The following is a 23,729-nucleotide window of genomic DNA, read 5'->3' as shown; positions in this document are numbered from 1 at the left end:
GCAAAGCCGGCCAGGGCTGCGATATCTGAGGTCTCCGCCCTGTCAGGCTTTGCTCCCCTCTGTGCCCAGGTGGGACATTTCTACTTTGCAGACCGGGTGACATTTCTACTTGGTTGCAACAATGAAATTCCCCTATTTTCAATAGGTTTCGCCCTCTACCACCTCCCTGTGGGCGAACCTCTGGCGGCACCGACGCGGTCGGTGTCGCCCCTTTTTAACGAGCCAGGAATAAGTTCAACCGAGATCAGATCACGGGAACGTCCCAGCCGAATAGGACTGAAGAACCGAAGCAGAAAAGGCGGACACGAACCGGTGAGCATCGAAAAGGAAGAAGCGGTTCCGGTCGCGCGGCTTGTTGACGGTCGCAGTGATCGAACCGTTGGTTGGGTCTATCGCTGGAATACGTCAGAACTGTCCATCCTCTGGCTCGATCCCAAACGTACGGCACACCATATCGATCCCCCGTTAAGCCGGAACACGATTGCGAATGCAAAGACTGTCACCACCGATGAGGTTACTGACCTTTTGGAGGAGCTGTCGCTCAGGGGCTCAGCCGATCTGCTTTAGCATCAAGGCGCTCCAAGACAGTTACAAAAATTCGAATTTGACCGCTCGACGATAGTATATTATCGTAATCCTCAGATTCTGCATCACAGTCAATCGAGCTCTTGGATATGCGCAATTTCCTTCGTTATTTTTTTCTCGCTGTCGTCGCGGGAACGGCCTCGCTGAGCGGAGGTGGAAACAGCGCGTCGGCGCAGACCTACCCGATCGATTGCGCCATCCTGCTCTGCCTCTCCGGCGGCTGGCCGGCATCAGAGCCCTGTTCGCGGGCACGTGCAGAGTTCATACGACGGATCACGCCATGGCCTGTCGAGCCTCCCCTCCAGATCTGGCGTTGCCCCATGGGGGCCTCCTTCGAACCTGTAGACGACCCCGGTCGCACTCGGCGTGTCATTGACATCCTCTTCTCCAACGCTTCTACCCTGCCCCAGAACCTCGCGGAATCTGACCCCGAAAAAGCTGGCGCCCTCTTGCCTGCCGTCGTGCGGTCGAAAGGCGTCGAGCCACTACCTCACCCTGACGGGTTTGCGTTACATCTGATCCAGGACCGAGCCGACATCGACATCAGTGGACCGGAGTTCAACTTCATCCGCTCGATCCGTGTCTTCGATGTTCGGTATGCGCGCCAACACGAATCCCGCGACAGCGATTGCAGCCGTTTCGAAACAGTCCTTCTCGGTTCCTATGGAATCCAGGGCGATTTTTACTGGTCTCGTTCGTCCGTCGCCGCGTTGCCCGAGGCGCATGTCGGCTTGGAACGTTGGGGCGATCATTGCCCCTCCATCTATCACCGCTCGGTGTTCGTCGACTGGCGAGACTATGAGGGCAATTACGGGTTCGAGCAGGTGAACTACTAAGACGTTGTCCTCTGCACCAAACCTGCATTAGAGACCGTGGATCGCAGCGTCCCATAACAATCCGCTGTTATCATTGCCCTTCGGTCCCACCGAGGCTTGATTTCGTCATACCATCCGAGGCGACAGCCCTTCGCCTCGTCTTAAATCCGGTGATCGAGTTCCGTCGCCGCCTCGGCCGCTGCCAGTAGCGTAACCGCATCGATCTGCAGAGCACGCGCGAGTACGATCAACTCAACTACGTCGACCCTACGCTCTCCGCTCTCCAGACGAGCGACGAAGGACTGGTGGCATCTGAGACGTAAAGCGAGCTCGGCCTGCGTTAAGCCAGCCGCCTTCCGCGCCGCAATCAAAGCGTCGCGAAGTGCCTCATGTCCCGAACTCCTGATCGTTTTCGCCACGTGTCACAAACCTCTTGTGACAGGGCTAATCTACTTTATAGATTATCTAAAAAGTGGATAGTGGGCGTTTACATGATGATAGAGACTCCGAACTGCACGCCGCCGATACGGCCAGATTTCACAAGACGGCGGCCCTTCGAAAAGGTCGCGGCCAATTCACTCGTCCATCAATTCCAGGAAGCGTCCGTAGTCCTGGCTCACCTCGCGCGCCTCTTCGAACGCCCGCGCGCGCTCAACCTCAAGGCACCGAAAGTAGCTCTGGATGTCCCGCATGTAGATCTCAAAGTCGCTGCGGATGAGATCGACATAGTCCCGCGCGGCTTGAGAATCGCTTGGCACGAACGGCCTGGGCGGCGGCAAACAGGACGCGGCGGAGACTTCGCCTGCCAGGCACGCGACCAGAAGTATAGCTTGTGCCATGATCGACACGCACAACCTGAAGGCGTCCAAGCCCCTTATTTTCTTGATCAAATGCATGGGAACCGTCTATTCGTCAATTGAGCAACAATCCGCTTGTCGCATCAAAAGTTTATCTTGTGCGCCAATACTATATCATCGTATGCCTGGACTTCAACACCTGAAGCCTGGTCATTCGCCCTATTGGAGAACGTGATCCGGGTGATGGACCTAGAAAAAGAAGCCCCGAATGTGGTCACCGAACCCAGATTCCGCGATCTGGTCGCCAGCGGCTATCGCGTCGAAGTTGTCTGCAAGGAAGACGCCTTCAAGAAAGGCCCCAACTGGCATGGGGTCTGGATCATGCGCGCTGTCAGCGACGATGGGATCGAGAAACTTCTGGTCACGGCCCGGACCCGAACCTCGCGCAACGACATCAAGATCCGCGAGATCAAGACCGTCACCGGGGTCATCTCCTTCCTGCAAGGGATCGGTTTCTCGCACGCCGACGTGCCTCTGGAAGAGGGCAAGCGGACGGTTCACAAACTCTCCAGCGAAGAGATGGCTGCCAGCCGGGCTTAGCGCCCTTTTCCTTTCCTACCTGGGCCTCCCGGCATCGGCAGACATGGTCCTGGTGATGGCGGGGGACGGTTCTCTTTCGCCGTCGCGCGCCCAGGAGCGGTTCGCGCGCAACTACAATGACGGGGTTGGCGTTGGCTCGGCTTCGGACGGTTTGCGCATCTTGGGCGAGGAGCGCCGCACTGAGCGACGTGAAGGGGTGCGCGTCGCGGCGATGATCCCTCGCGCGCTCACACCACGCCCGGATATCCTCGCCGCGATCGAGGAGACCGGACTGCGCTATGCGAGCCACCCTGGGCTCCGTGCAGCCGATATCACCGTCACGGACTGGCTCCACCTCTATCGCGCCAATATCGAGATCGAGAGTGCGTACAATCCGCACGCCGTCTCCCATGTCGGGGCGGTCGGGCTCGGGCAGTTGATGCCCGATACAGCCCGCGCTCTTGCCGTCGACCCCCATGATTGGAAACAGAACCTCGACGGCTCCGCGCGTTACCTCGCCCTGATGTTGGCCGAGTTTGGCGACGCGCGACTCGCGCTCGCCGCCTACAATGCCGGACCCGACGCCGTGCGCGAGCATTCCGGCATTCCACCGTTTCGAGAAACCCAAAACCACGTCCAGCGGGTGCTGGCCGTCTTCAACCGGCTGGAAGGAGCGTCCCCATGAAGCCATTGACGAAATCCCTGATCACCCTTGCCGCTCTCCTCATCGTTGCGGCAGAACCGGCCCTGGCCCAGAGCATCGACCTCTCACCGATTCAGAGCTTGCTTCAGGGCATCGTGGACGCGCTGACCGGACCGCTTGGAGTCGTCATCGCCACCCTCGCGGTCCTCGGCGTGTTCCTCAGCTGGTTCTTCAACATCATCGATCTGCGCCAAGCCCTCTGGGTGCTGGTGGGCATCGCGGGTGTTGCGGCCGCGCCGACCATCGTTGCCGCCGTCTTCGGGTCGTGAGAGGAGGCGAACGTGGCCGAACGATCGCCGCTCTTTCTGGGCCTCGTACGCCCGCCCAAGCTCCTCGGCCTGCCGATCATGTATGCCATGGTCTGGCTCTTCGGCTCTGTGCTGCTCTTCGTCTGGGTGCAGCACCTGGTTGTCCTGGGCATCACGGCGGTGCTCTATCCGGTTCTCTGGAAAGCGGCTGACTGGGATCCGCGTTTCATCGACGTGATGATGACGGCGGTGCAGGAGACGCCGCCGACGCGGAACCGGTCCATCCACGGGGGCGATAGCTATGCGCCATAGTGAAGCCCTGGACGAGACCGTCGATGAACGCACCCTCATGCCGGCCTGGTATGCCCGCGAGAAACGCCTCGCGCACATGCTGCCCTATGTCAGCCTCGTCGATGATCAGACAGTCCGCACCCGGGTCAACGAACTCTTCCAATGCATCCGCCTGAGCGGGGTGAACAGCTACACCACGGACGACGCCTATCTCGACAAGGTGACGGCGCTCTTTGCCCGGATCATCGCGCAGCTGGGCCCCGAGTTCAGCTACTACGTGCACAAGGTCTCGAAGTCGATCACGCCGGACCTGCTCCCGGTCAAGGGGGACGGCTTCGCTCACGCCGTGGATGATGCCTGGCGCGCAAAGCTGGCCTCGGCAGGTCTCCGGGACAAGACCCTCACACTCACAATCATCCACCGCCCGACGCCCAGTAGTTTTCTTGGTTTCGTGAACCGTTCCGCACCGGAACGCTTTAAGGCGGAGACCGCGAAACGGATCAGGCGCCTCAACGAGGCGGTCGGGGTCTTCACCTCCGGCCTGGCGGAACTCAAGCCCCGCATCCTTTCAGCAGCTTCTGGCGAGTTGGTTGGATTCCTCGGCGCGCTCAACACGGGCCGCGAGTTGCCGCTTTACCCCGCCAACCGCTACGGGTTTCTGGCTTACAACATTGCCAACACTCGCGTGACGTTTCTCGAAGATCACTTCGAGCTTTCCAATGGCGTTGTCGGCCATCGCTTCGGCAAGAGCTTCACCATCGGCGAATATGCCGAAGGAACGACCTGCACGATGTTCGACATGCTGAACCTGCCGGTCGACATGATCGTCACGCATTCCTTCACGCCGATCAATTCAAACCTGATGGCGGGCCGGATCAAACGCCAGAAGCGTCAAATGCAGGCCTCTCAGGATGCCGCTCTTTCGCTCCTCGAGGCGCTCGACATCGCGCACGACGATCTTGAGGCCAAACGCCAAAGCTTCGGTGAGCACCACATGGTCGTGACGGTCTTCAGTGACAGTCTTGACGAGTTGCAGTCCCTCGGAGCCGAGATCGTGAACGCCGCGGCCGCCGAGGGCGTGAAGATGATCGGCGAGCGGATGGCCGCGAAATCTCACTACTTCAGCCAGCATCCGGGCAACCAGCCAAAACGGGTCCGCGCCAGTGCCGTCACCAACCGCAACTTTGCGGACTTCGCAGCACTTCACCGGACGCAACTCGGCAAGGAAAAACACCAGCTTCCCTGGGGCCAGGAGATTACACTCTTCCCGACCCCGGAGCAGAGCGCCTACCGGTTCTCCTACCACGAGCAGGGCAGCCCCGAGACGGAGCCCACCAGCGGCCACACCCTCATTCTAGGCCGCCCCGGTTCCGGCAAGTCCGTCCTCTCGGCCTTCCTCATGACGCAAGCCCGGCGGGTCGGCGCGCGCATCTTCGTTTTCGACTACCGGCTCGGGATGGAAATGGCCGTCCGCGCCAATGGCGGGCGCTACGCCTCGATCAAGGCGGGACAGGCGACCGGCCTCAACCCGCTCTGGACCGAGATCGATGAGCGCGGCACGGCCTGGCTTTCGGATTGGCTCGCCTCCTTGCTCTACCGCTCCGACAAGCCCCTGACCCCGGCGCAAACGAACCGCATCAAGGAGGTGGTCCGCCAGAACTCCACAGCCACCAACCCGGCCTTGCGGAACTGGAAGGACTTCGCCTCGCTCTTTGTCTCGACCGACGACAATGGCGATCTTCACCAGCGGCTTCTCGAATGGACCGAGGATGGGCGATACGGCTGGATTTTCGGCCAAAGCCTGGAGGACACTTTCTCGCTTGATGGCGACGTCGTGGGGTTCGACCTGACCGGCATTCTCGACAGCGAAAGCGAGAAGGAGCGCATGGCGGTGCTCTCCTATCTTTTCCGCCGGATTGAGCGAGAGATCGAGGACCGGCGTCCCACCATCATCGTGATCGACGAGGCATGGAAGGCGCTCGACAACCCATACTTTGCCGAACGGCTCTCGAACTGGCTGGTGACCGCCCGGAAACAGAACACGGTCGCGGTGATGATGACGCAATATGCGAGCCAGCTCGAACGCACGCGGACCGGCAAGACCATCGTCGAGGCGGTGCCAACCCAGATCCTGCTCCCCAACATCCGGGCGCACGCCTCGGATTACGCGATGCTGAACCTCTTCGAGAAGGAACTCGACGTGCTCCTGAACACCGGCAGCGACAGCCGCCTCGCGCTCATCCGTGACGACGGTGGCTCGGTGGTGGTCGATGCCGACCTCTCCGCCCTCGGCCCCCTCCTCACCATCCTCGGCGGCATGGAAAAGGGCGAGGCCCTCGTCGGCCCCGACTACCGCGACCGTCCTGATTTCTGGAGGCTCTCATGATCCGACCCCTTATCCTCCTCGCCGCGCTCGGCGTTCTCTCTTCCTGCGCCGAATATCGCGAACCCAAGGCCAACTGTTTCGCTTTCCGCGCCTCGCTCGACCGCGCCGAGCCGGATTGCATTTTCACACCCATCGGAAACCCGGACGACAGCGTTGAGGCCTAGGGTCGCACATATCCTCCTTGCGGCTCTCCTGCCGGCAGCCGCGCTCGGCCAGGGCGTTCCCACCAACGATTCCGGGCTGACGGCCCGCGATATCGTCGAGACGGGCGACCGGGACGCTGACCTCGCCGTCCAGCGTGAGAAACTCACCGTCGAAGAGTTGCTGACCGAGATCGAACGGGAACAGCTCGCCACGCTGCGCGCCATCCTCGACGCGCAGACGAGCTTCGGCGGCCAGGGGCTGCCGGGTATGGTCGCAGACCTCGAGGGCGGCGGCGGCGATCCGGACCGATCCGCAGCGGCGGTCTACGGCTCCGGCGATGTCGATCCCAACCCCGGCGGCGCGGGTATGTTCGGGGATGCGGCAGAAAACATCGAGCAGCTGATCATCCGGGTCGCCCAGGAGACCCACGGGCGGCCCGGGGTCGGGCGGGCCGGTCTTTCCGTCGTGCAATGGCGCGCCCTCCTGCAGGCGCTCATCTGGCAGGAGAGCCGCTTCTCCATCGGCGCACGCTCGCCCGTGGGCGCTTTCGGCCTCACCCAAATCATGCCGGGCACCGCAAGCGATCTCGGGATCAACCCGGAATATTATGACAGCCCCTACCTGCAGGTCGAGGGCGGCGCGCGCTACCTCGCGGCCCAGCTCACCACCTTCGACGGCAACGTCGTCAACGCGCTCGCGGCCTATAACGCCGGGCCTGGCCGTGTGTTCGAATATGGCGGTGTACCGCCCTTCAAGGAGACCCAGCACTACATCAGGGTCATCCCCGAACGCTACAATCTCTACCTCGCGCGGATCGGCGGCATCGAAGCGCTCGGCACGATCGACCCCGCGCTTCTCACCAACGCCAATCTCTCGTTCAGCGGGTTCGGCGCCGCCTTCTACGGCAGCAATTCCCCCGCCGCCATCCGGCAGGCCGCCCTGCGCGTCCAGGACATCGTCACCATGATCGGCGCGACCCAGGACATCCAGGAGAGCATGGCGCTCAACACCTATGCCCGCGCCGAACTGGTCCGGCTGATGGCCGCGCGCATTCGCCTGAAAGCCGCACGGACCCAACCGCTCAGTGCGGCCCAATTGGCCCAGGCCGCGGCCCGCATGGTCGAGAACGAATTCATGGAGTTCACATTGGAGGATCTGGATTGATGGCCCGCAGAATGTTCATTTCAGCACCATTTCGCGCGTTGACCCTGGCCAGCGTCTTGGCGCTTTGCTCGCCTTTCGTGACCAGTGCCCCCGCCCTGGCCCAGGGCGTGCCGGTCGTGGACACCCAGAACATCGCCCAAAACATCCAGCAGCTCCGGCAGATGATCGAGGACGAGATCCTGCAAAACGAGCAACTCGTGCAGCTCCGCGAACAGCTTGCCACGCTCACGGAGCAGCTCGCCGAGCTACAACGAACGTATGAGGCGTTAACGCGTCTCGCAGAGTTGCCCGAGATCATCCGGACACAGATGGAAGACGAACTAAACGGTCTCCTGGACCAGGAGTTCGGCGACATCATCGCCACGATTCAAGCCATCAAGACGGGGGATTTTTCCGGGCTCACCGGATCCGGCGCCGTCGGGATCGAAACCCAGATGGACCGGGTGCTGGCCGATCTCGGCTTCGACGAGGACACGCTCTCGGAAATGGCCCGCAGCGGCAATCCCGGGGCCGTGCGCGTGGCGACACAGGCCACGACCGGCGCGCTGGTCTCGGCCGCGGCCCAGAACAGCTATGAGGATGCCGGGCAGTCGCTCGAACGTGTCGACCGGCTCGTCGGGCTCATCGACGACATGGATGAGCTCAAGGAGAGCGTCGATCTCAACACGCGGGTGACGGCAGAGCTCGCCATCGCGCTCGTCGCCATGTGGCAGCTCGAAGCGATCCAGACCGTAGGAGATGGCACCGGCGGCGTGATCGATGCCGCCACCATCGCCGAAGAACAACGCTTCATGGAGTTCACGCTTCCGGAACTGAGCGCGGATTGAGGACTGATTGTTGGACGAAGAAACCGCCATCATCGAGGAGGAACTGGTCTACGGCGCACTGAGACGGGAACGGCTCTGGCAGCGCCTGGGGCTCATCGGCCTCGGCTTTGGCATCCTGGGCTGCCTCAGCGCGGCCGCCGTGGCCATCCTCGATGTCGATCCGCCCCCAGTTGTTGTGCCTTACGATCCCGCCACCGGCTTCGCCCTCCCCGAAGCCACCGTCGGGGCCACCACCGTCACCGAGAACCGCGCCATTATCGAGGCGGAGGTCTTCCGCTACGTGACGGACCGCGAGGTCTACAACCAGCTCGACAATGACGTGCGCATCCGCAGCGTGTTGCGCCGTTCGGACCGTGCAGCAGGGGCCTCACTGCGCCAGATCTGGAACTCGGCCAATGCAGAGTATCCGCCGTCAGTCTACGGGCCAAATGCACGGCTCGATGTCGAGATTCTCAGCATCAACCTGATCGGCAACAACCGGGCCACGGTGCGGCTTCGCAAGCGCCTGACCTCGATCCAGGGGGTCCAAGCGGGCCTCTTCACCGCGACGCTCCTCTTCGAGTTCCGCCCCGAAGAGAGCCGCTCCATCGACCAGGTCTGGACCAACCCGTTTGGCTTCACGGTCGTCGAATACGCGATCCGCTCGGACAGATTGGAGAACCAGTAAGTGCGCTTCCGGAACAAGAAATCAGGGAACGCCTTGCCAGCGTCCCAAAAGCGCGAGAGGCGCCAGGCTTTTTGCAATGCGAAACACGCCGGACACGCCAAGGCGTTCCTCGCGACCTTTTTGATGGTCTCACTGTTTGCGTCCTACGCGTCAGCCGAGGCGATCCCGCGCGGGGGACCCAACGACCACCGCGTCCGGGTCGCATCCTACCAGGAAGGCCAGGTCTACAGGCTGAACGTTTCCCTGACCCATGTCACGACCATCGAGTTCGGGACAGGCGAGAGCATCCGCTCAATCATCGCCGGCGACACGGAAGGCTTCGAGATCGACGGTGTGCCCGGCGGGCGGGCCTTTGCTATTAAACCCGTTGCCCGCGGCGTCCATACCAACGTGACCGTCTACACCAACAGACGGAGCTATTATTTTAATGTGAACGAGGTCTCGAGCCCGACCTTCTATGTCGTGCAGTTTCGCTACCCCGAGGACAATCGCCGCCCTTCCAACGCCATCGCGCGCGCCGCACCGAACACCAATTACGCGGCCAGCGCACGGACGGAGTTCACGCCGACCCGGGTCTGGGACGACGGCACCTTCACCTATTTCGCCTTCCCGCGGAACGCACCCGTCCCGGCGATCTTCCGGTACACGAACGGGCGCGAGCGCACGGTGAACACAGGCCCGGTCGAAGACGGTGTGATCCGTGTCTCGGGCGTGGGGCGCCAATGGGTGCTGCGTCTGGGCGAGGACGTGGTCTGTATCGAGGCGACGCCGCCCGCGGAGGCCGCCTCATGAGTGACAACAACCCGGATCTCGAACAGCGCCTCGCTGCGCTTGAACAGGGCAACCCGCGCCTCGGACCCGCTCCGAAACGCCGCTCGCCGCTCCTCGCCCTCCTCCTCGCAGGGCTCATCCTTGCGGGCGGCTTGGTCCTCTTGCTATTCTCGGGCCCTGGGGAAGAGGTCGCCCTGCCGACGGCCACCCCGGACGAGTTCCAAACCGAGGGTGACGGGTTCGGAGAGATCGAACTCTTCGTGCCACCGCCCGCCCCGGAACCCGAGATCGTTCTCGTCGAACCAGAACCCAACGCCGAACTTCTGGCGCAGATCGCCGCGCTCCAGGCCCAGATCGAAGAACTGCGCGATGCGCCGGACTCCGACGCCGGGGCGGACAGCGCGGCCGCCGAGGCGATCGATGCGCTGACCGCACGGATCGCCGACCTACAGGACGCCTCCGAGAATGCTCAGGAACAATTCCAGGCCGAACTCGCCGCACGAGATCGAGAGCTGCAACAGCTGCGTATGGACCTGGACCTCGCGCGGTTGGAGGCCAACAAGCCGACGCCCGCCCCGCTCGGACCCACCGACGAAGAGTTGCGCGCCCGCGAAGAAGAGCGGCTGCGGCGCGAGGAAGAGGCGCGACGGCTGGCCGAACTGCAACGCCGGGCCGAGGAGGAGCGTGCCTTCCAGGAACGGCGGATTTCCTCCCCCGTCATCGCCTTCGGCGGAACGGGCGGCGCCAATGCGGGCGAGACAGAACTTACCGAGCGCACCTTCGGCGAGGTGACAGACTTCGTGCTGAACGGCGCGTTGCCGAGCGCCATCACACAAGCCGAAGTCATCGCAAATCCCTCGAACACCGTCATCCAGGGCACGATGATCCAGGCCGTGATGGAGACCGCACTCGACAGCTCGCTCCCTGGGCAGACCCGTGCCATCATCTCAGAAGACGTCTTCAGCTATGACGGCTCACGGCTCCTGATCCCGCGCGGCTCGCGCCTCATCGGACGCTTTCGTTCCGGCATCGAGATCGCGCAGCGCCGGGTCACCATCGCCTGGGACCGGATCATCCTGCCCAACAACCAGACCGTTCAGATCAGTTCCTTCGGCGGCGACGAACTCGGGCGCTCGGGCGTCACCGGTTTCGTGGACACGCGCTTCGACGAGCGTTTCGGCTCTGCCGCACTGATTTCGATTATCTCCGCCGCCCCGAGTGTGGCCGCCGCCCAGGTCGAGGATGAGACCACCGCGGACGTACTTGAAGATGTGGGCGACGACCTGGCCAACGCCACCGACAGTGTGATCGGTGAATATCTCTCCATCGGTCCCGTCATCTACGTCGACCAGGGCGCACGCGTCACCGTCATGGTCGACCGGGATCTGGAGATTTTCTGAGATGACGCTCTCCTACCTCCAGACCTCGCTCGATAAGCTGAAGGACGCCGCCCGCGATGACGTGATCGAGATATGCATCAACCCGGATGGCTCTTGCTGGGGTGAGTTCCAGGGGGATCACTTCATGCGGGCACTGGATCAGCGTCTGACGGTCACGGAGGTGCGCGATCTCGGCAACCAGATCGCCTCCTCAGCCAACACGACTATGAGCAAGGACAAGCCCATCGTCTCGGTCTCGATCACCTATCGGGGCCGCCCCATCCGTGCCCAAGTCGTAACCCCGCCCGCGGTGCTCTCGGGCATGTCGATCTCGCTCCGGTTCTTCTCGAGCCTACCGCTGGACCATATCGAGCTTCGTTTCCTCTATGGCGAAGAGCGCAAGCTCGAGGAACTGCGCCAGGAGAAAAACCGCGCGCTGCGCGAGGTCGTTGCCGCCGGTGACATCTACGCGGCCATCCGCTTCTGCGTCGAGAACAAGCTCAACATGATCGTCTCCGGCGGCACCTCGACCGGTAAGACAGTCGCGGCTCGAAAAATCCTCTCCTACGTTCCCGATGAGGAACGGATCGTCACCATCGAGGAAGCCGCAGAGCTTCTCCCCGCTCAGCCGAACGCGGTGACCCTGATCGCCAACCGCGATGCGGAGTTCCAATCCGCCGACGTGCTTCTAACCGCGACGCTGCGCATGAGGCCCGACCGGATCATCCTCGGAGAGGTGCGCGGCAAGGAGGCCATGACCTTCCTCGAGGCGATCAATACCGGCCATGGCGGTTCGATGACAACCCTCCATGCCGAAACCCCGCAGCTCGCCGTCCAGCGTCTCGCCATCGCCGCGCTCAAGACCGAGATCCCGATGACCTACCAGGACATGGTCCAATACATCGAAAGCTCGATCGACGTGATCATCCAGGCGGGCCGCGAGGACGGCCAACGCGGCATCACCGAATTCTATCTCCCCGGAACCGATCTCAGCGGAGGCATGACCCATGAAGCGGTTTGAATACCAGATCATCACCTATCCGATGGACAAGAAAACCAGCCTGATCGCGATGCAGGACGATCTGAACGCACGTGGGAAAGAAGGCTGGGAAGTCGTATCGGTCAGCTCGTCAGAGTTCGCGCATCTTGGCCACACCGCGTTTCTGAAGCGCGAGATTGCCGAAGGAGCTGGCGCGAAATGAGAAACGCCTTGCTTTGCATCTCGATCACCGTTGTGGGGTTTCCGGCTGCCGCCGAACGCGACTTCGTCCCCTCTCTCGACAGCACGTCGGATGTCTGCATCGATCGGCCCGCTGAGCCTGAGTGGATGCAGAACATCACCGTGCGAGAGGCTTACAGACGTGTCCTGGTGCAAGACATTTACCGTGCTCAGAACCTTGAACGTATCGTCGAAACCGGATCCTGCACCTGCGACACACGCTTCCCGTCCTGGGAAGCGGCGGAAACGGAGTTTCGGGAGCGTTTCAACACAGCCGAACGATGGGAAATGCTGGAGGCCTCGGACACTTACAACCGGCGCGCCAACGCGTTGAGACCTGACGCGATGGCAATCTGCGAAGCCGAGGGCAACTGGTAGCAGATTATGAGCGTCGTCACCTACTTCGTCGAGACCTCCCAGGGCTACCTGGATTCTGCCGCAGAGACGCAGTTCGGCGCGGTGGCGGCGACTGTCGGCACGATGCTGGTTCTCGGAACGACGCTTGTGGTCATTCTGGTCTGCGTCAACATGATCTACCAGTACCGCTCCATGGATGGACGCACTGCGTTCTGGCTCGCGGTGAAAGTCGGCCTCATAGGGGTCTTCGCGACAAATTGGGTGCAATTTAACGCCTTCTCCTCCGCTGTCCTAAACGGCATCGACAGCATCGCCGGATCGCTTGTCGCCTCGGTCGGCGGCGGCACGCCCGGACCGTCGGGGACCTTCGCCGAGGAATTCGACCGGCTGATCGCCGAACTGGGTGAATACCTGAATGCGGCCGGTTCTGAACTGAACTGGATGGCCGGGGCGTTGCTTGACGTTCTTGGCGTACTCCTGCTCTCGATCCTGGGCGGGCTCGCCGCATTCATTCTCGTGGCATCCCGGCTGATGATCGCACTCCTGATAGGCATCGCGCCGGTGATGATCTTCCTCACCCTCTTCGAGGTGACCAAGGACTATTTCGCGCGCTGGCTCTCGGCGCTGATCTCCTTCGCGCTCTATCCGATCGTCGTTGCAGGCGTTTTCGCGACAATCACCGGCGTCAGTTCGGCATTGATCGGCGAGCTCGGCGACCCTGAGGGCGCGTCCAACATCGGGGCCCTCATCCCATTTTTCATGATGGTGCTCATGGCCAAGGGGTTCATCATCGCGACGCCGTTCATTGTCCGCGCGATCTCGGGGAACATCATGATGCCAGCACTATCAGCAGGCCTTGGCGGTACATACGGGTTCGGTCGGGCGCTTGGCGGCAGTCAGCAGGCTTATAATCGGTATCTCATTGGAGGAGCGACTGGCGCTGAATATGCTGCGCTGCGTGCGCGGCAGTTCTTCGGGGTGCAGACAATGCCGCAGAGGCCGGGTGTTAGCCAAACCGTTCCGACGAACCCTGACACTGGTTCGGGCAGTTCAGGCGCGCGAATGCTGGCACAGTTGGCCCGCCTAAGCAGGCTGGGCCGAAGGTAGCATTGACCGTCAAAGGCTTCACCAGCGGGAACATGTTCTTTGCGAGCCTATACCTTTGCCTTCAGCAGAGCTCGCGGCAAACTGCCTGAACGGATTTACCTTGGCACCATCATGCCATGTCCGGGTGAAGTGGAACGGCATCGGCGCCGGTGTTGCTGTCTGGGACGTCTATCCTGTATCCCCTTCTTACATCAAAGCATTCGACGGCAAGCTTCCTTTGGGAAATTGCCGGTAGCGGGCAGTAAATTGCCGCGATGTTCTCGTTGAATTTTTAACTTGTCACTTGACAATTTAAGAGAGTGGAGTATCTAAGGTGCCAAGGAAGAAGCACACATCAAAGGAAATCGAGGCCGTCATCCAGGAGCTCGAAGAGCTGGGATGGGACCTTATTGAGGGCAAGGGGCACGCGTGGAGGATCCTCCGATGCCCGGCCAACGATAAGGATTGCCGCTGTGGCGAGTTTTGTCAGATGTCTGTCTGGTCGACCCCGAAGAATCCACAGCAGTTCGCGAAAAGGATCCGACAGAAGGCTCTGGCCTGCGTGAAGCTTCAGAAGAACGACGAAGGTAATGCCGATGGCTGAAGAATTCGAATTCGAACTGGTCTTTGCGCTCCCCGACGGAGAGCACGATGCGTTTGCGCTCTCTGACGCGGTCTTCGAGGCGGGTTTTGAAGATGCGCTCGTGGGCACCGGTCACGCCGGTCTCCTGGGTGTAGAACTGGAACTTGAAGGGGATGAGGCCGAGAGCGCGATCCTTGAAGCGGCGCGGGCGCTGATCAAGGCGTTGCCGCAGGGCACTGTCCTGCGCGAGGTCCGTCCCGACCTGGTGTCTCTCGCGGATGTCGCCGAGAAGCTCGAGGTGAAGCGACAGGCGCTCCAGCAGCGCAAGATGCCCCTCCCCGTTGCCGGTGGCCTCTACCGCATCGATGAAATGATCGAGGTTCTGATGGAGGCCTCAAAGCCGGCGAAGGGGCAGCGTCGTCCGCGCTTTAACCTGGCTTCCGCCGCGAAGTGGTTTCGTGCGGGCCCCGCGGCCCGCAGGGTGAACGCCCAGTTGACGATGCGTGAGATCGACCCTGCGACGATTGAGCGAGCCCCTCGACCAGAGCGCGACGATCCTGGTTTTCTTCACCCGTGACAATGGTCGATTCCGGGGCGCGGGCACAAGGCGCCATCGCGGCATGCTTTCGTGTCGCCCGCATGGCGGCTTAGCCAAGCCCGAATTTCTCGCCCGCCTCGCTGACTTTTGCTTCCGAACCGGACATCTCCGCCTCCAACCGCTCGAGATCACTTACGGCGTCCTGTACCCGGACGACATCGTCTTCTGTCGCAGCCTCCACCTCCAGATCTGCCTGCCTCCCGAACTCCATCTCCAACTGCCGCTGATCGTCCGCAAGGACTGCGGCACGACCGCGCCGAGGCGCTTGAGCCGGACCGGGCTCAATGGGTGCATTCCCTCCGGTTTCCGTAAGCCCCATCCTGGCCTCGAAATCGCGTTCCGAGAGACCTGACCCACGCGGAGCCGAAGGCATCGCCCGGACACTCAGGGGCAATTCTCCCATCGGAGGGACCGGCCCCTTCGGAAACGGCAGATCCCCCTCCTGCGCCACGTGGATGCCTTTGAAAAACGGATCCTCGTAGTAAACGACCCGCTTCGCCCGGACCGGCATCTGCGCGTCCACGACCACCACGATCTCATCAAGCGGCAGACGTCGCGCCTCATCTTCCGGCAGGAGCGCGACCTCCTCCGTCCGCTCGGACTGGCTGCGGCCCTCGAACGGGTTCTTGCCGACCGCGCGGGAACGTGTGACCACGGTTTTGGTGGTCTTGCCCACGGCCTTGCTCAGCTCCTCGACGGTCTTTTCGTCCGAGGGCGTGAGGTAGAGCTTGATGCCTGCATTGCCCTGCAGCGCCCGCCGCGTGTTCTCGCCGTAGATCTCGTCGATGGCCGGGATGGTCTGGGTGACCACCGCGAGATGCCCGCGATAGGCGCGCAGCACTTCGATGCTCTCGGCCACGATCGGCATCTTTCCGAGCCGGTTGAACTCGTCGAGCATGATCATGACCGGCCAGGGCTCGTCGGCGCCCGGTTCCTTGTCCTGCAGGGCGGAGAGAAGATCAGAGAAGAACAGTCGGATCAACGGCGCCAGCGGTTTCACCATGAGGGGCTGCACGACGAGATAGACGCTGAAGGGTGTCTTGCGGATCGTCCGGAAGTCAAAATCCGATACCGCCGTCGCATCGTCGATCGCCGGGTTCTGCCACTGATCGAGGCCCGAGGTCATCAGGAGCGAGACATAGGAGGTCAGCGTGTCGTTGTTGGTCGAGGCCAGCCGCGTGAATATCAGCCGCGCCGCGGCGTTCTGGACCTCATGGGCGCGCGCGAGATACTCCTTCTGCTTCTGCCCGCCCGAGGCGGCGATGCGGTAGATCTCCCCGAGCGTCGGCCTGCGGCGTTGGAACGCGAGTAGCCCGGCCGCGACGAAGAGATCGATCCCGCCCTTCAGGAGGCCCTGCACGCGGTCGTTGTCGTTCTGAAGGAAGAGCGTGGCCAGGAGCTGCAGCTCCATCTGCTGGCGGGCCGGGTCTTTGAACTCGTAGATGCGCAGGAGCGGATTGTAGCGATGGGTGCGCCGGTCCTCCCAATCCGTGGGCGCGAACCGGAACACCTCGTCGCCCTGTGCCGCCCGGTGGCGGGCCGAGGCCTCGAAGCATTCGCCCTTCACGTCCAGCACGACCGCCGATCCCTGCCAGGTCAGCAGGTTCGGGATGACGAAGCCGGTGGTCTTGCCGCGCCCGGTCGGTGCCACGATGAGCGCGTGTGGGAAGGTCCGGGAGCAGAGAAAGGGCGCGCGGGAACCGGGCTTGCCCAACTTGCCGATCACGAAACCTGTGCCGGGCGCGCCGAAGAAGCCGTTCCGCTTCATCTCGCGGCGGGTCTGCCAATGGGTGTAGCCGAAGCGGGTGAGGGCCGAGCCCGACATCGCCAGGCTCATCATGAGGCCCGCCAGCCCGGCCCCGCCCATGATCAGGTTGATCAGGCGAAAATCATCGGGGCGGGCGGCACCGATCGCCCGGTAGTTCTGCGCGATGTAGAAGAAATCGATCTCGGCCTGGAAACCCAGGTCCCGGAACGTCACGACAGCCGAGGCGATGACGTAGCCGATCGCGATGGCGACGAGTGTGACCAGCACCACGCCGAGGGCGAGGCGGCCTTTCCCCATCCCTCCCATCAGTGGGTCTCCCCGCGCTCGGTCTCACCATCGACAAGATCGGCGCGGTGGATTTCGAACTCGCGGTCGGCGATCTCCTCGACCACGGCGCGGGTCGCCTCGCTGTTGGCGGTGGCCGGATCCGTCTGCAGGTAGGTCTTGGCGGCGTAGAGCCGGTCGAGACGGTCTTCGATCTGGGTCTTCAGCACGTCGACATCACCGTCCCGCAGCCGGTCGATCTGCGCCGCGTCCAGCTCGCGCTCGACCGCGGCGCGATAGGCCAGTCGCTGACCGTCATCCTGGAACGGCCCATGCAGATTGCCGGCCCGTTCATGGTCGACGACCCGCCGGATGTCCGGATCGGCAATCGGCGCGCCCTCGACAGCGTCCCCCTCGCGCACGTCCGAAAGCCGCCCGTCGCGCAGGTCGAGCGCCACCTCCTGCAATTCGTTTTCGCGGCGAACCTGGGCGATGGCCTCGGTGTCACGCAGTTCGGTGACGGCCGCATAGGTCGCGCCAAGCCCGCGGGCAAGATGCGACGGCATGTCGGGATAGCGCGCGCGGAACGCGTCCGTGACGGCCTCCGCAACGGGGGTCCGCGCGTCGCGACCCTCCATGATCCGGTCGACTTCGCGGGTGATCTCGCGGGCCCGATCCTCGTCGGTGATGTGCTCCCGGTAGGGTACGGACCGGTCGATCACGTCACCGGGGCGCGCGAGGAGTTCCGGATGCGCATCGAGGTAGCTGCGTTGCTCTTCTTCGATACGCCGCTCCGCGCGGGAGACGATCTCCGACTCCCGCGCCTCGATCTGGTCTTCGGTCAGACCTTCCGAACGCATGTCCTGGCGGATGGCGCGCTCCATGTCCTCAGTGGCGTCCCGATGATAATGGACCCTCTCCGTCACGGTGCGATCTTCCACGACACCGTCCTCACGCAAGACCCCTGCCCGCTCCAGCGCGACGCCGAGCTGGACATGGGCCCGGTTGAGGGTCTCGCGCGCCGTCTCCAGATCCGCGCGGCGCTCGAGGTTGAGACCGTCCCTCTCGGCCACCCGCGCCAGATCGTCAGCGATCCATTGCCGCTCGAGCGCCGCGTTCTGCGCGCCCGTCTCCATCCGCGCGACCACCACGGACGAACTGATCCCGGTTCCGCGCAGCGCGGTGTCGACATGCGCCCGCACCTCGGGGTCGCGCAACCGGTCGAGCCGGGCCGCATCGATATTGGTCTCGGAATAGATCCCGCCGTCGGACGGCTTCTCGGTCAGTGTCACGGAGCGCAGCCCCAAGGGCTGCATATGCGCGAGCCGCGACTGGATCTCGTTGAGGCTGCGCTCGAGCCTCGGCCGTTCGGCCTCCGGCTTCGCATCAATCATGCCCTGCACGCGCGCGACCTGATCGGCATAGCGGGTCCTCAGGTCGTCGAACGATTGCTCCTCAGCCATGTAGACCCCTCCTTCCGATGTGAGTTTGCCGCCCTTCGCCAGCAGTTCTCCGGACCGGAACAGGGCATCGGCGATATCTTCGCGGTTGTCCGCGGAGGCCTCGGCTGCGAGCGAGTGATAGATGATCCGTGTATTGGCGATCTCTTCGAGAGCGCGATCCAAGTCTGCCCCGACCCGTGGCCGTGGTTCCGCGGCCCGCCCCTCAACCTTGGCCGCATAGACCTCGCGGGTGCGCGGCGGGTAGTGCACGACACCTCGGTCGAGCCGCCGCGTGGCCTCCAGACGCACGCCGAATTTCTCGGCCTCCTCGACCATGGCGAGGCGGAAGTCGTCATAGTTGAACCTGTGATCGCGACCCAGGAAGAAGAACTCGCCCTCCTGGGACCGGCGGTTCAATACTATATGCGCGTGGGGATGATCGCGATCCTCATGCACTGCGATGATGTAGTCGAAATGCCCCTCGTCGGACTGAAAGAACCGCTCCGCGACATTGGCGGTGATGTCGCGCACGTCCTCGCCCCGGGTGCCGATCGGGTAGGACATGAGCATATGCGTCGTCTGCCCGAGCTTGGGCTTGAACCCCGCGCTCCAGCGCTTGGCGAACCGCTCCGTCAGGTCCTTGATCTCGGATGCCTCGAGCTTCGTCTTCCCGTCCAGGAAGCCGCTGCTGTCCACGAGATGCGAGGACTTCGTCGTCAGGTAATCGAGCTGGTTCATCAGCTGCGATTTGGTATGCGTGCCCCCGCCCCGGATCGCCTTGAAGACCGCTGCACGGTGACCGGCGGCGGCCCGCACGAGCTGCCTCTGCCGGGACGCCTGCAGCCCCTGCATCGAGCCCCGAATGCGGCTCCAACCGTCCCGGAAGATTTCACCGGTGACGTCATGGACGGCATCATTCAGCCGCATGGGCAAACTCCCTCAGAGCGGCAGTGGCGGCGAGCTGCATGGCATCCCGACGACGGCGCAGCAGCAGATCGATCTCGTCAGCGGAATCAAGGATGAACCGCGCCAGACCACGCATCTGCGCGAGGCGCAATTCGGACAACTCTGCGTTCGGTGCGGAGCCTTCCCCCTGCCCCGCCCGGCTGGCTTTCATCATCTGCTTGGCGACCTGTACGACGCCGTTACCGACCTCGTGCAGGGAGGCCCGGTAACGTGCCATCTCAGCCGCCAGCTGCGCGTCCGGAACGAAGGTTCCCCCCGCCGCCTGGATCAGCCGCCGGACCCCCTCCGTGCGGGTCTCGATCCCCGCCGCGGCCAGGACCTCATCCAGCGCACTAAGCTCTTCGGGGGTCAGTTTCACGGTCACGGCGGCCGTGGCCACGGCCGCATCCTTCTGGCGATCTTCGTCCGCCTTCAACGTGTACTGGATGGCCCGCGGCGTGACCCCGAACCGCTCCGCGAGCTCAGACGTCCCCACACCTTCTCCGGCCTCACGGATAATCTCCGCCCGCTCCGTCTGTGTCAGTCTCCTGGTCCGGCTCATACGAAGAAAGCCCCCCTATTTCCTGCCACCTTCATTCAAGGTCGCCCTCATCATACGAAACTACATGTTGCGGTCAATACAATATTATTGTAGATTGCCCCCAGGCGACCTTGAATTCCGCTTCAAGCCGAGCACCGCAGGTGCGAGGCCCGGCCCGAAGGGCCCAGCAACACCGACCATCTCCAACCGCACCTCGGCCACCTGTTGTCATGCCCGCGCCCGAGGGTCTGGCCGAACACGGACCCGTGTTCGGACGGAAGCGAGGGGCGGCGCATCTCTTCACCGACGGGGCTGACGGACAGGGTCAAGGGCGGCCAGATTTGGCTTGGCCCAAATCTCTGCCGGAAAAACCGGCGGGCTTCAGCCCGACTGTTATTCCGGATGGCCCCCTTGAGGCTGGCCGGCAGACCTGTTCCAGGCGATCTCTGAAATCCCCCGTCAGGACCGTGCACGGTCCTGACACCTTATCGGGGACACCGGCCGAAAGCAGGGGTCCCCGGTCTTGGCGCAGCCTTCCCTGAGACAGGGAAAGGGCCGCCTCTAGGGCGGCCCATCCTCCTGGGAGGATTACTCCTGCGGTTCCTTGGAGCTCGGCGGGAACATCACCAGCTCCTGGACCGCGACGGGGAAGTCGAGCTTGAGGCTGAAGAACTCCGAGCCGTCCCCGTTGCGGGTGTTGCGGAACATCGCGCCGACGCGCTGGAAGCGGGTGCGCTCCTGACCTTCGTTGTCGGTGAACTTGACGGGAACGGTGGCGACGTAGTGGTTGGTCATTTGGGTCTCTCCTTTTTGCGATGGGGATCACCCGGCACGGGGGGCAAGGGAGGTCCGCAAACACAAATGCGGAGGGTCCGCGCGCCCCGCGCGTGGAAACCGTATTTGTGTTTGCCGGAGCGTGAGCGGAGGGCACGGACCGCCCGACCCCGTGCGATCCACATCTATGAGCAAAGAGGGGAGACCCGGATGTGCACCCCGCCCCTCAGCCGTTTTCGGTCCTGTCGAGTTATGTCAGACATGACCATGTCCGCGCCGCTCTCATCCAACGCGGCGGCGGGATGGTTCGCCCAAGCCCGATCGGCACGACCGCGATCGTCTGCCTCAAACTCGACTTCCCCGTCGCAGTCTCGCGATCCGGGGAGGTGATGCATCCGCGGGCCTGGCAGCAGCGTTGCCCGCCCGGACGGGTCGCCGCCATCGGGCGGCGCAGTCGATGCGCTGCGCCCGCCCCAGCGATCTGCACCCGCACGGCCGGATCGCGGGGTTTCAGGCGCGCATGAGGGCAACCCCGCCGGCAGGGGCCCGTCTTGACCGAACCAGTCACGGATCATCGTGTGATCAGACCGCAGTATTTTGTCCAGTTGGAAGGGCGAGCTGTCCAGCCGGGCCTCGGTTTGGCGGGGCTGACGAGATCATCTTATCGACTTGTTGCTCGACACTCATTTTGCGTCCAACTCGCCGAACTTTTCCAAATCGATGATCCGTTCGGGCGGAGTGGCGACCCGTTGCATCATGCAACAGTCAGTTCGCAGCTTGGCAATATCGAAGCTGGGGTTCGCTACCTTGAATGCCCAGCTGTTCAGGAAGACGCGTGCAATCCCAGGAATTTCGCCCATGCCGGTGATGTCAGAATAGCTGAAGTGCGGATGAGCACCTCGCACGAGTTCTTCGCCACCAATGCGGACATGTACGATGATGGGAACGGTTTCCGAGTGGAGCAGGTGAAGGCCCGATTGATCGCCGAACAACCGCTGCACGACATGCTGATCAAACTCAGAGCCGTGACTCAAATAGTGGTCGAAACCATTCGCGAGACCCGATCGAGATAGACTGAAATGAACTTGTCCTTCCCGTCGGCCTTGCTTGTTTTTCGGGCCGACATCTTCAAGTACCTCGGCAAGTTGGTGTTCTAGATGATGCCACTGAGGATGGGTCTTGAGAATTTCTGTGAGTCTTTGCCTGCGGTCTGCGGCCACCAATGGACGCAGACCAAGTTGCTGCACAGATAGGATTTCGTCCGGCAGCAAACGTGTACCATGGAAGACGCAGAATTCATGTGCTTGCAGCCAATCGTAAATCGCGTCTGACGCCGTTTCGATGTCCGTATGCCGAACCACGGCGTCGCCCGCATCCTCGATGAATTCAAAATTCGATGAAGCGAGGGTTTCGATCGCTTCCTTGCCTACCAGATCAACTGCCAGTTCGCGGAAAGACCCCTCCCAGGTCTCAAACTGATCGTAGTAAATAGTCATTTCTCTGGGGACCTGTGACAGTTGCCAACTGGCTTACCCGTCTAGCGTCTCAGGGGAATCTTGCAAACGGTGTCATCGGCGAAAAGCTGCATCTAGTGAGTTCGATACGTCCGCTTGGTCGCATTTAGAGGCCGACGTGAAAACGACAAAAGGGCCGCCCAAAGGCGACCCTCTCTCATTCACGCGTCTGCCGACTTCTTCGCCGGATCGGCGACCCGCATGACGGTGAGCCCCTTCGCCTCGGCCTTCTGCCCGAGGTTCAGCGCGACCCCGTTGCCACCGAAGAGCACAACTCCCGTCGCAGCAAACTTGTCGTCCAGCATCTCATCGTTGCATTTGAAGGGTGCCGCCCGCCCATGCGCGGACCAGCGCGGATCGAAGCGCGCCTGCGCGACGCCGCGCGCCCGAGCCCACCGGGCGGCGATCATCTCGGCCCCGTGCTTGCCACCCTTATGGCAGAGGAAGATCTCCTGGTTGCGGTTCTGCCGGATGCGTTCGCGAACCTTGTCGAGTGTCGAGAAGATGACGTCGATATCGGTCCAGTCGGTCGCCCCCGACACGATCAGGGGAACCCCCTCGACCTTCGACTTCGCGGCCGTTTCGCGATCATGCTGTTCCAGCAACTGCCGGGCCTCGAAGACCGCTCCGGTCTCCTGAGCGCGAGCGCTGGCGCGCGATCCCGCGGCCGGGATGAAGGCATGGCCGGTCTCGACCTCGTAGCATTCCGCCGCCGCCTCGCTCATCACCTCGATGGCCGCGACAATCTCGCGGACCTGCAGGAAGCGGGCCTGCGCCTCTTCGAGCGCGGTCTCGGCGATCTCCGATCCGTCGTGGGATTTTGCCAGGGCGCCGATCTTGTCGGCGGTGCGGTCGAGCTCCTTGCCGAGAGCGATCTTGCGGCGCTGCAGGATTGTGGCGAGCCCGTGCGCGAGCGGTTCGATCTCGGTCTCGAGACCGGTGCCGCGCAGCTGGCCGAGCAGGGCCTCGAAAGTCTCGCGGACGACGCTGTCGGTCAGGATGTGATCCTCGGGGATGGGCAGCTCCGCGTCTTTCTCCGTCAGGCCGAAAAGTTCGATGGTCTCGTAGGCGTTCGCGTTCTCGTAAGTCATGTTGGTGTCTCCAGATGTTCGGGGAACCACCACGGGAGTGTGGTGGCATGGCCGTACGTCTGGTTCACCGAATCTGTCCGGGTCAGGGACGGCGAAGCCGCCGGCGTGCCGGGCGCAAAAGTTTTCCGGGCGCATCGCCCACCACGGGCGCGTCATCGAAAACTGGACCGCCCTTTCGACCCGCGCCGCCT

General features: G+C 62.8%; 26 protein-coding genes and 1 pseudogene. 19 read left to right on the top strand and 8 right to left on the bottom strand.

Annotation, left to right across the window (positions count from 1 at the left end; genetic code table 11):
- A pseudogene (locus GLS40_RS18055) lies at positions 1-567 on the top strand (hypothetical protein); the annotation flags it as partial.
- 107 nt (positions 568-674) lie between these two features.
- On the top strand, positions 675-1,421 hold the full coding sequence (locus GLS40_RS17125) for a hypothetical protein (protein WP_043753590.1): 747 nt from the start codon (positions 675-677) through the stop codon (positions 1,419-1,421).
- Positions 1,422-1,561: 140 nt separating this feature from the next.
- Here the strand turns inward: GLS40_RS17125 and GLS40_RS17120 are convergent, their stop codons facing one another.
- Both GLS40_RS17120 and GLS40_RS17115 read right to left on the bottom strand, forming a co-directional pair.
- A complete protein-coding gene (locus tag GLS40_RS17120; protein WP_043753586.1) occupies positions 1,562-1,819 on the bottom strand; it encodes a helix-turn-helix domain-containing protein in 258 nt (85 codons plus the stop codon).
- Positions 1,820-1,975: 156 nt separating this feature from the next.
- Positions 1,976-2,239 (bottom strand): hypothetical protein, encoded by a 264-nt coding sequence (locus GLS40_RS17115; RefSeq protein ID WP_202076281.1) that lies wholly within the window; start codon positions 2,237-2,239, stop codon positions 1,976-1,978.
- Positions 2,240-2,440: 201 nt separating this feature from the next.
- Here GLS40_RS17115 and GLS40_RS17110 point away from each other — a divergent pair, with 201 nt between their 5' ends.
- The 17 genes from GLS40_RS17110 (at position 2,441) to GLS40_RS17035 (ending at position 15,178) form a co-directional block, all read left to right on the top strand.
- Entirely contained in the window at positions 2,441-2,797 is a 357-nt protein-coding gene (locus tag GLS40_RS17110; protein WP_028093938.1) for a hypothetical protein, read from the top strand.
- A 43-nt stretch (positions 2,798-2,840) separates the two neighbouring features.
- A complete protein-coding gene (locus GLS40_RS17105) occupies positions 2,841-3,461 on the top strand; it encodes a lytic transglycosylase domain-containing protein (RefSeq protein WP_028093939.1) in 621 nt (206 codons plus the stop codon).
- A complete protein-coding gene (locus GLS40_RS17100) occupies positions 3,458-3,748 on the top strand; it encodes a TrbC/VirB2 family protein (RefSeq protein ID WP_009803468.1) in 291 nt (96 codons plus the stop codon). Before GLS40_RS17105 ends, GLS40_RS17100 begins: the two co-directional genes overlap by 4 nt.
- Before the next feature lie 12 nt (positions 3,749-3,760).
- The gene (locus GLS40_RS17095; protein ID WP_043753579.1) at positions 3,761-4,039 is read left to right on the top strand and encodes a type IV secretion system protein VirB3; all 279 of its coding nucleotides are present in this window, start codon (positions 3,761-3,763) and stop codon (positions 4,037-4,039) included.
- Positions 4,029-6,404, top strand: a complete 2,376-nt coding sequence (locus GLS40_RS17090; protein ID WP_043753576.1) for a VirB4 family type IV secretion/conjugal transfer ATPase — start codon at positions 4,029-4,031, stop codon at positions 6,402-6,404. Before GLS40_RS17095 ends, GLS40_RS17090 begins: the two co-directional genes overlap by 11 nt.
- Positions 6,401-6,568, top strand: a complete 168-nt coding sequence (locus GLS40_RS17900; RefSeq protein ID WP_185959040.1) for a hypothetical protein — start codon at positions 6,401-6,403, stop codon at positions 6,566-6,568. Before GLS40_RS17090 ends, GLS40_RS17900 begins: the two co-directional genes overlap by 4 nt.
- Positions 6,569-6,578: 10 nt before the next feature.
- Positions 6,579-7,712, top strand: coding sequence for a lytic transglycosylase domain-containing protein (locus GLS40_RS17085; protein ID WP_373284075.1), 1,134 nt, complete (start codon positions 6,579-6,581; stop codon positions 7,710-7,712).
- A complete protein-coding gene (locus tag GLS40_RS17080) occupies positions 7,712-8,539 on the top strand; it encodes a type IV secretion system protein (protein ID WP_229737738.1) in 828 nt (275 codons plus the stop codon). The genes GLS40_RS17085 and GLS40_RS17080 overlap by 1 nt, the downstream gene beginning before the upstream one ends.
- A gap of 10 nt (positions 8,540-8,549) precedes the next feature.
- Positions 8,550-9,206 (top strand): virB8 family protein, encoded by a 657-nt coding sequence (locus GLS40_RS17075; protein WP_121066915.1) that lies wholly within the window; start codon positions 8,550-8,552, stop codon positions 9,204-9,206.
- Positions 9,207-9,329: 123 nt separating this feature from the next.
- Positions 9,330-9,998 carry a TrbG/VirB9 family P-type conjugative transfer protein gene (locus GLS40_RS17070; RefSeq protein ID WP_035366665.1) on the top strand — a complete coding sequence of 223 codons (669 nt, stop codon included), beginning with the start codon at positions 9,330-9,332 and terminating at the stop codon, positions 9,996-9,998.
- A complete protein-coding gene (locus GLS40_RS17065) occupies positions 9,995-11,377 on the top strand; it encodes a TrbI/VirB10 family protein (protein ID WP_048534145.1) in 1,383 nt (460 codons plus the stop codon). The genes GLS40_RS17070 and GLS40_RS17065 overlap by 4 nt, the downstream gene beginning before the upstream one ends.
- Position 11,378: 1 nt before the next feature.
- Positions 11,379-12,377, top strand: a complete 999-nt coding sequence (locus tag GLS40_RS17060; protein ID WP_028093947.1) for an ATPase, T2SS/T4P/T4SS family — start codon at positions 11,379-11,381, stop codon at positions 12,375-12,377.
- Entirely contained in the window at positions 12,364-12,558 is a 195-nt protein-coding gene (locus GLS40_RS17055) for a DUF4177 domain-containing protein (RefSeq protein ID WP_028093948.1), read from the top strand. Before GLS40_RS17060 ends, GLS40_RS17055 begins: the two co-directional genes overlap by 14 nt.
- Positions 12,555-12,953, top strand: a complete 399-nt coding sequence (locus GLS40_RS17050) for a hypothetical protein (protein WP_028093949.1) — start codon at positions 12,555-12,557, stop codon at positions 12,951-12,953. The genes GLS40_RS17055 and GLS40_RS17050 overlap by 4 nt, the downstream gene beginning before the upstream one ends.
- 6 nt (positions 12,954-12,959) lie before the next feature.
- Entirely contained in the window at positions 12,960-14,039 is a 1,080-nt protein-coding gene (locus tag GLS40_RS17045; RefSeq protein ID WP_028093950.1) for a type IV secretion system protein, read from the top strand.
- A 313-nt stretch (positions 14,040-14,352) separates the two neighbouring features.
- On the top strand, positions 14,353-14,622 hold the full coding sequence (locus GLS40_RS17040; protein ID WP_043753569.1) for a hypothetical protein: 270 nt from the start codon (positions 14,353-14,355) through the stop codon (positions 14,620-14,622).
- Positions 14,615-15,178 carry a hypothetical protein gene (locus GLS40_RS17035; protein ID WP_048534205.1) on the top strand — a complete coding sequence of 188 codons (564 nt, stop codon included), beginning with the start codon at positions 14,615-14,617 and terminating at the stop codon, positions 15,176-15,178. The genes GLS40_RS17040 and GLS40_RS17035 overlap by 8 nt, the downstream gene beginning before the upstream one ends.
- Before the next feature lie 70 nt (positions 15,179-15,248).
- On the opposite strand, the gene GLS40_RS17030 is transcribed toward GLS40_RS17035, so the two are convergent.
- The 6 genes from GLS40_RS17030 to GLS40_RS17005 form a co-directional block, all read right to left on the bottom strand.
- Positions 15,249-17,264 carry a type IV secretory system conjugative DNA transfer family protein gene (locus GLS40_RS17030; RefSeq protein WP_160383830.1) on the bottom strand — a complete coding sequence of 672 codons (2,016 nt, stop codon included), beginning with the start codon at positions 17,262-17,264 and terminating at the stop codon, positions 15,249-15,251.
- A gap of 8 nt (positions 17,265-17,272) precedes the next feature.
- Positions 17,273-19,600 carry a relaxase/mobilization nuclease domain-containing protein gene (locus GLS40_RS17025; protein ID WP_043753564.1) on the bottom strand — a complete coding sequence of 776 codons (2,328 nt, stop codon included), beginning with the start codon at positions 19,598-19,600 and terminating at the stop codon, positions 17,273-17,275.
- The gene (locus GLS40_RS17020) at positions 19,587-20,180 is read right to left on the bottom strand and encodes a hypothetical protein (RefSeq protein ID WP_043753561.1); all 594 of its coding nucleotides are present in this window, start codon (positions 20,178-20,180) and stop codon (positions 19,587-19,589) included. The genes GLS40_RS17025 and GLS40_RS17020 overlap by 14 nt, the downstream gene beginning before the upstream one ends.
- A gap of 567 nt (positions 20,181-20,747) precedes the next feature.
- A complete protein-coding gene (locus GLS40_RS17015) occupies positions 20,748-20,954 on the bottom strand; it encodes a hypothetical protein (protein WP_028093953.1) in 207 nt (68 codons plus the stop codon).
- A gap of 662 nt (positions 20,955-21,616) precedes the next feature.
- The gene (locus GLS40_RS17010) at positions 21,617-22,429 is read right to left on the bottom strand and encodes a hypothetical protein (protein WP_048534143.1); all 813 of its coding nucleotides are present in this window, start codon (positions 22,427-22,429) and stop codon (positions 21,617-21,619) included.
- A 179-nt stretch (positions 22,430-22,608) separates the two neighbouring features.
- Positions 22,609-23,538 (bottom strand): DUF2493 domain-containing protein, encoded by a 930-nt coding sequence (locus GLS40_RS17005; protein ID WP_043755221.1) that lies wholly within the window; start codon positions 23,536-23,538, stop codon positions 22,609-22,611.
- Between the last annotated feature and the right edge of the window lie 191 nt (positions 23,539-23,729).

The sequence above is a fragment of the Pseudooceanicola pacificus genome (assembly GCF_009789075.1).
In the GTDB taxonomy this organism is placed as follows: domain Bacteria; phylum Pseudomonadota; class Alphaproteobacteria; order Rhodobacterales; family Rhodobacteraceae; genus Pseudooceanicola; species Pseudooceanicola pacificus.
The sequence above is the reverse complement of the archived record's forward strand: the minus strand, read 5'-3'. Positions and strand labels throughout refer to the sequence as shown.

Coding starts and splice junctions, on each gene's coding strand:
- GLS40_RS17110 (WP_028093938.1), top strand. CDS start 2,441: ATGGACCTAGAAAAAGAAGCCCCGAATGTGGTCACCGAACCCAGATTC.
- GLS40_RS17105 (WP_028093939.1), top strand. CDS start 2,841: ATGGTCCTGGTGATGGCGGGGGACGGTTCTCTTTCGCCGTCGCGCGCC.
- GLS40_RS17080 (WP_229737738.1), top strand. CDS start 7,712: ATGGCCCGCAGAATGTTCATTTCAGCACCATTTCGCGCGTTGACCCTG.
- GLS40_RS17020 (WP_043753561.1), bottom strand. CDS start 20,180: ATGAGCCGGACCAGGAGACTGACACAGACGGAGCGGGCGGAGATTATC.
- GLS40_RS17125 (WP_043753590.1), top strand. CDS start 675: ATGCGCAATTTCCTTCGTTATTTTTTTCTCGCTGTCGTCGCGGGAACG.
- GLS40_RS17025 (WP_043753564.1), bottom strand. CDS start 19,600: ATGCGGCTGAATGATGCCGTCCATGACGTCACCGGTGAAATCTTCCGG.
- GLS40_RS17010 (WP_048534143.1), bottom strand. CDS start 22,429: ATGACTATTTACTACGATCAGTTTGAGACCTGGGAGGGGTCTTTCCGC.
- GLS40_RS17065 (WP_048534145.1), top strand. CDS start 9,995: ATGAGTGACAACAACCCGGATCTCGAACAGCGCCTCGCTGCGCTTGAA.
- GLS40_RS17035 (WP_048534205.1), top strand. CDS start 14,615: ATGGCTGAAGAATTCGAATTCGAACTGGTCTTTGCGCTCCCCGACGGA.
- GLS40_RS17030 (WP_160383830.1), bottom strand. CDS start 17,264: ATGGGGAAAGGCCGCCTCGCCCTCGGCGTGGTGCTGGTCACACTCGTC.
- GLS40_RS17900 (WP_185959040.1), top strand. CDS start 6,401: ATGATCCGACCCCTTATCCTCCTCGCCGCGCTCGGCGTTCTCTCTTCC.
- GLS40_RS17005 (WP_043755221.1), bottom strand. CDS start 23,538: ATGACTTACGAGAACGCGAACGCCTACGAGACCATCGAACTTTTCGGC.
- GLS40_RS17060 (WP_028093947.1), top strand. CDS start 11,379: ATGACGCTCTCCTACCTCCAGACCTCGCTCGATAAGCTGAAGGACGCC.
- GLS40_RS17045 (WP_028093950.1), top strand. CDS start 12,960: ATGAGCGTCGTCACCTACTTCGTCGAGACCTCCCAGGGCTACCTGGAT.
- GLS40_RS17100 (WP_009803468.1), top strand. CDS start 3,458: ATGAAGCCATTGACGAAATCCCTGATCACCCTTGCCGCTCTCCTCATC.
- GLS40_RS17055 (WP_028093948.1), top strand. CDS start 12,364: ATGAAGCGGTTTGAATACCAGATCATCACCTATCCGATGGACAAGAAA.
- GLS40_RS17050 (WP_028093949.1), top strand. CDS start 12,555: ATGAGAAACGCCTTGCTTTGCATCTCGATCACCGTTGTGGGGTTTCCG.
- GLS40_RS17015 (WP_028093953.1), bottom strand. CDS start 20,954: ATGACCAACCACTACGTCGCCACCGTTCCCGTCAAGTTCACCGACAAC.
- GLS40_RS17115 (WP_202076281.1), bottom strand. CDS start 2,239: ATGGCACAAGCTATACTTCTGGTCGCGTGCCTGGCAGGCGAAGTCTCC.
- GLS40_RS17070 (WP_035366665.1), top strand. CDS start 9,330: ATGGTCTCACTGTTTGCGTCCTACGCGTCAGCCGAGGCGATCCCGCGC.
- GLS40_RS17090 (WP_043753576.1), top strand. CDS start 4,029: ATGCGCCATAGTGAAGCCCTGGACGAGACCGTCGATGAACGCACCCTC.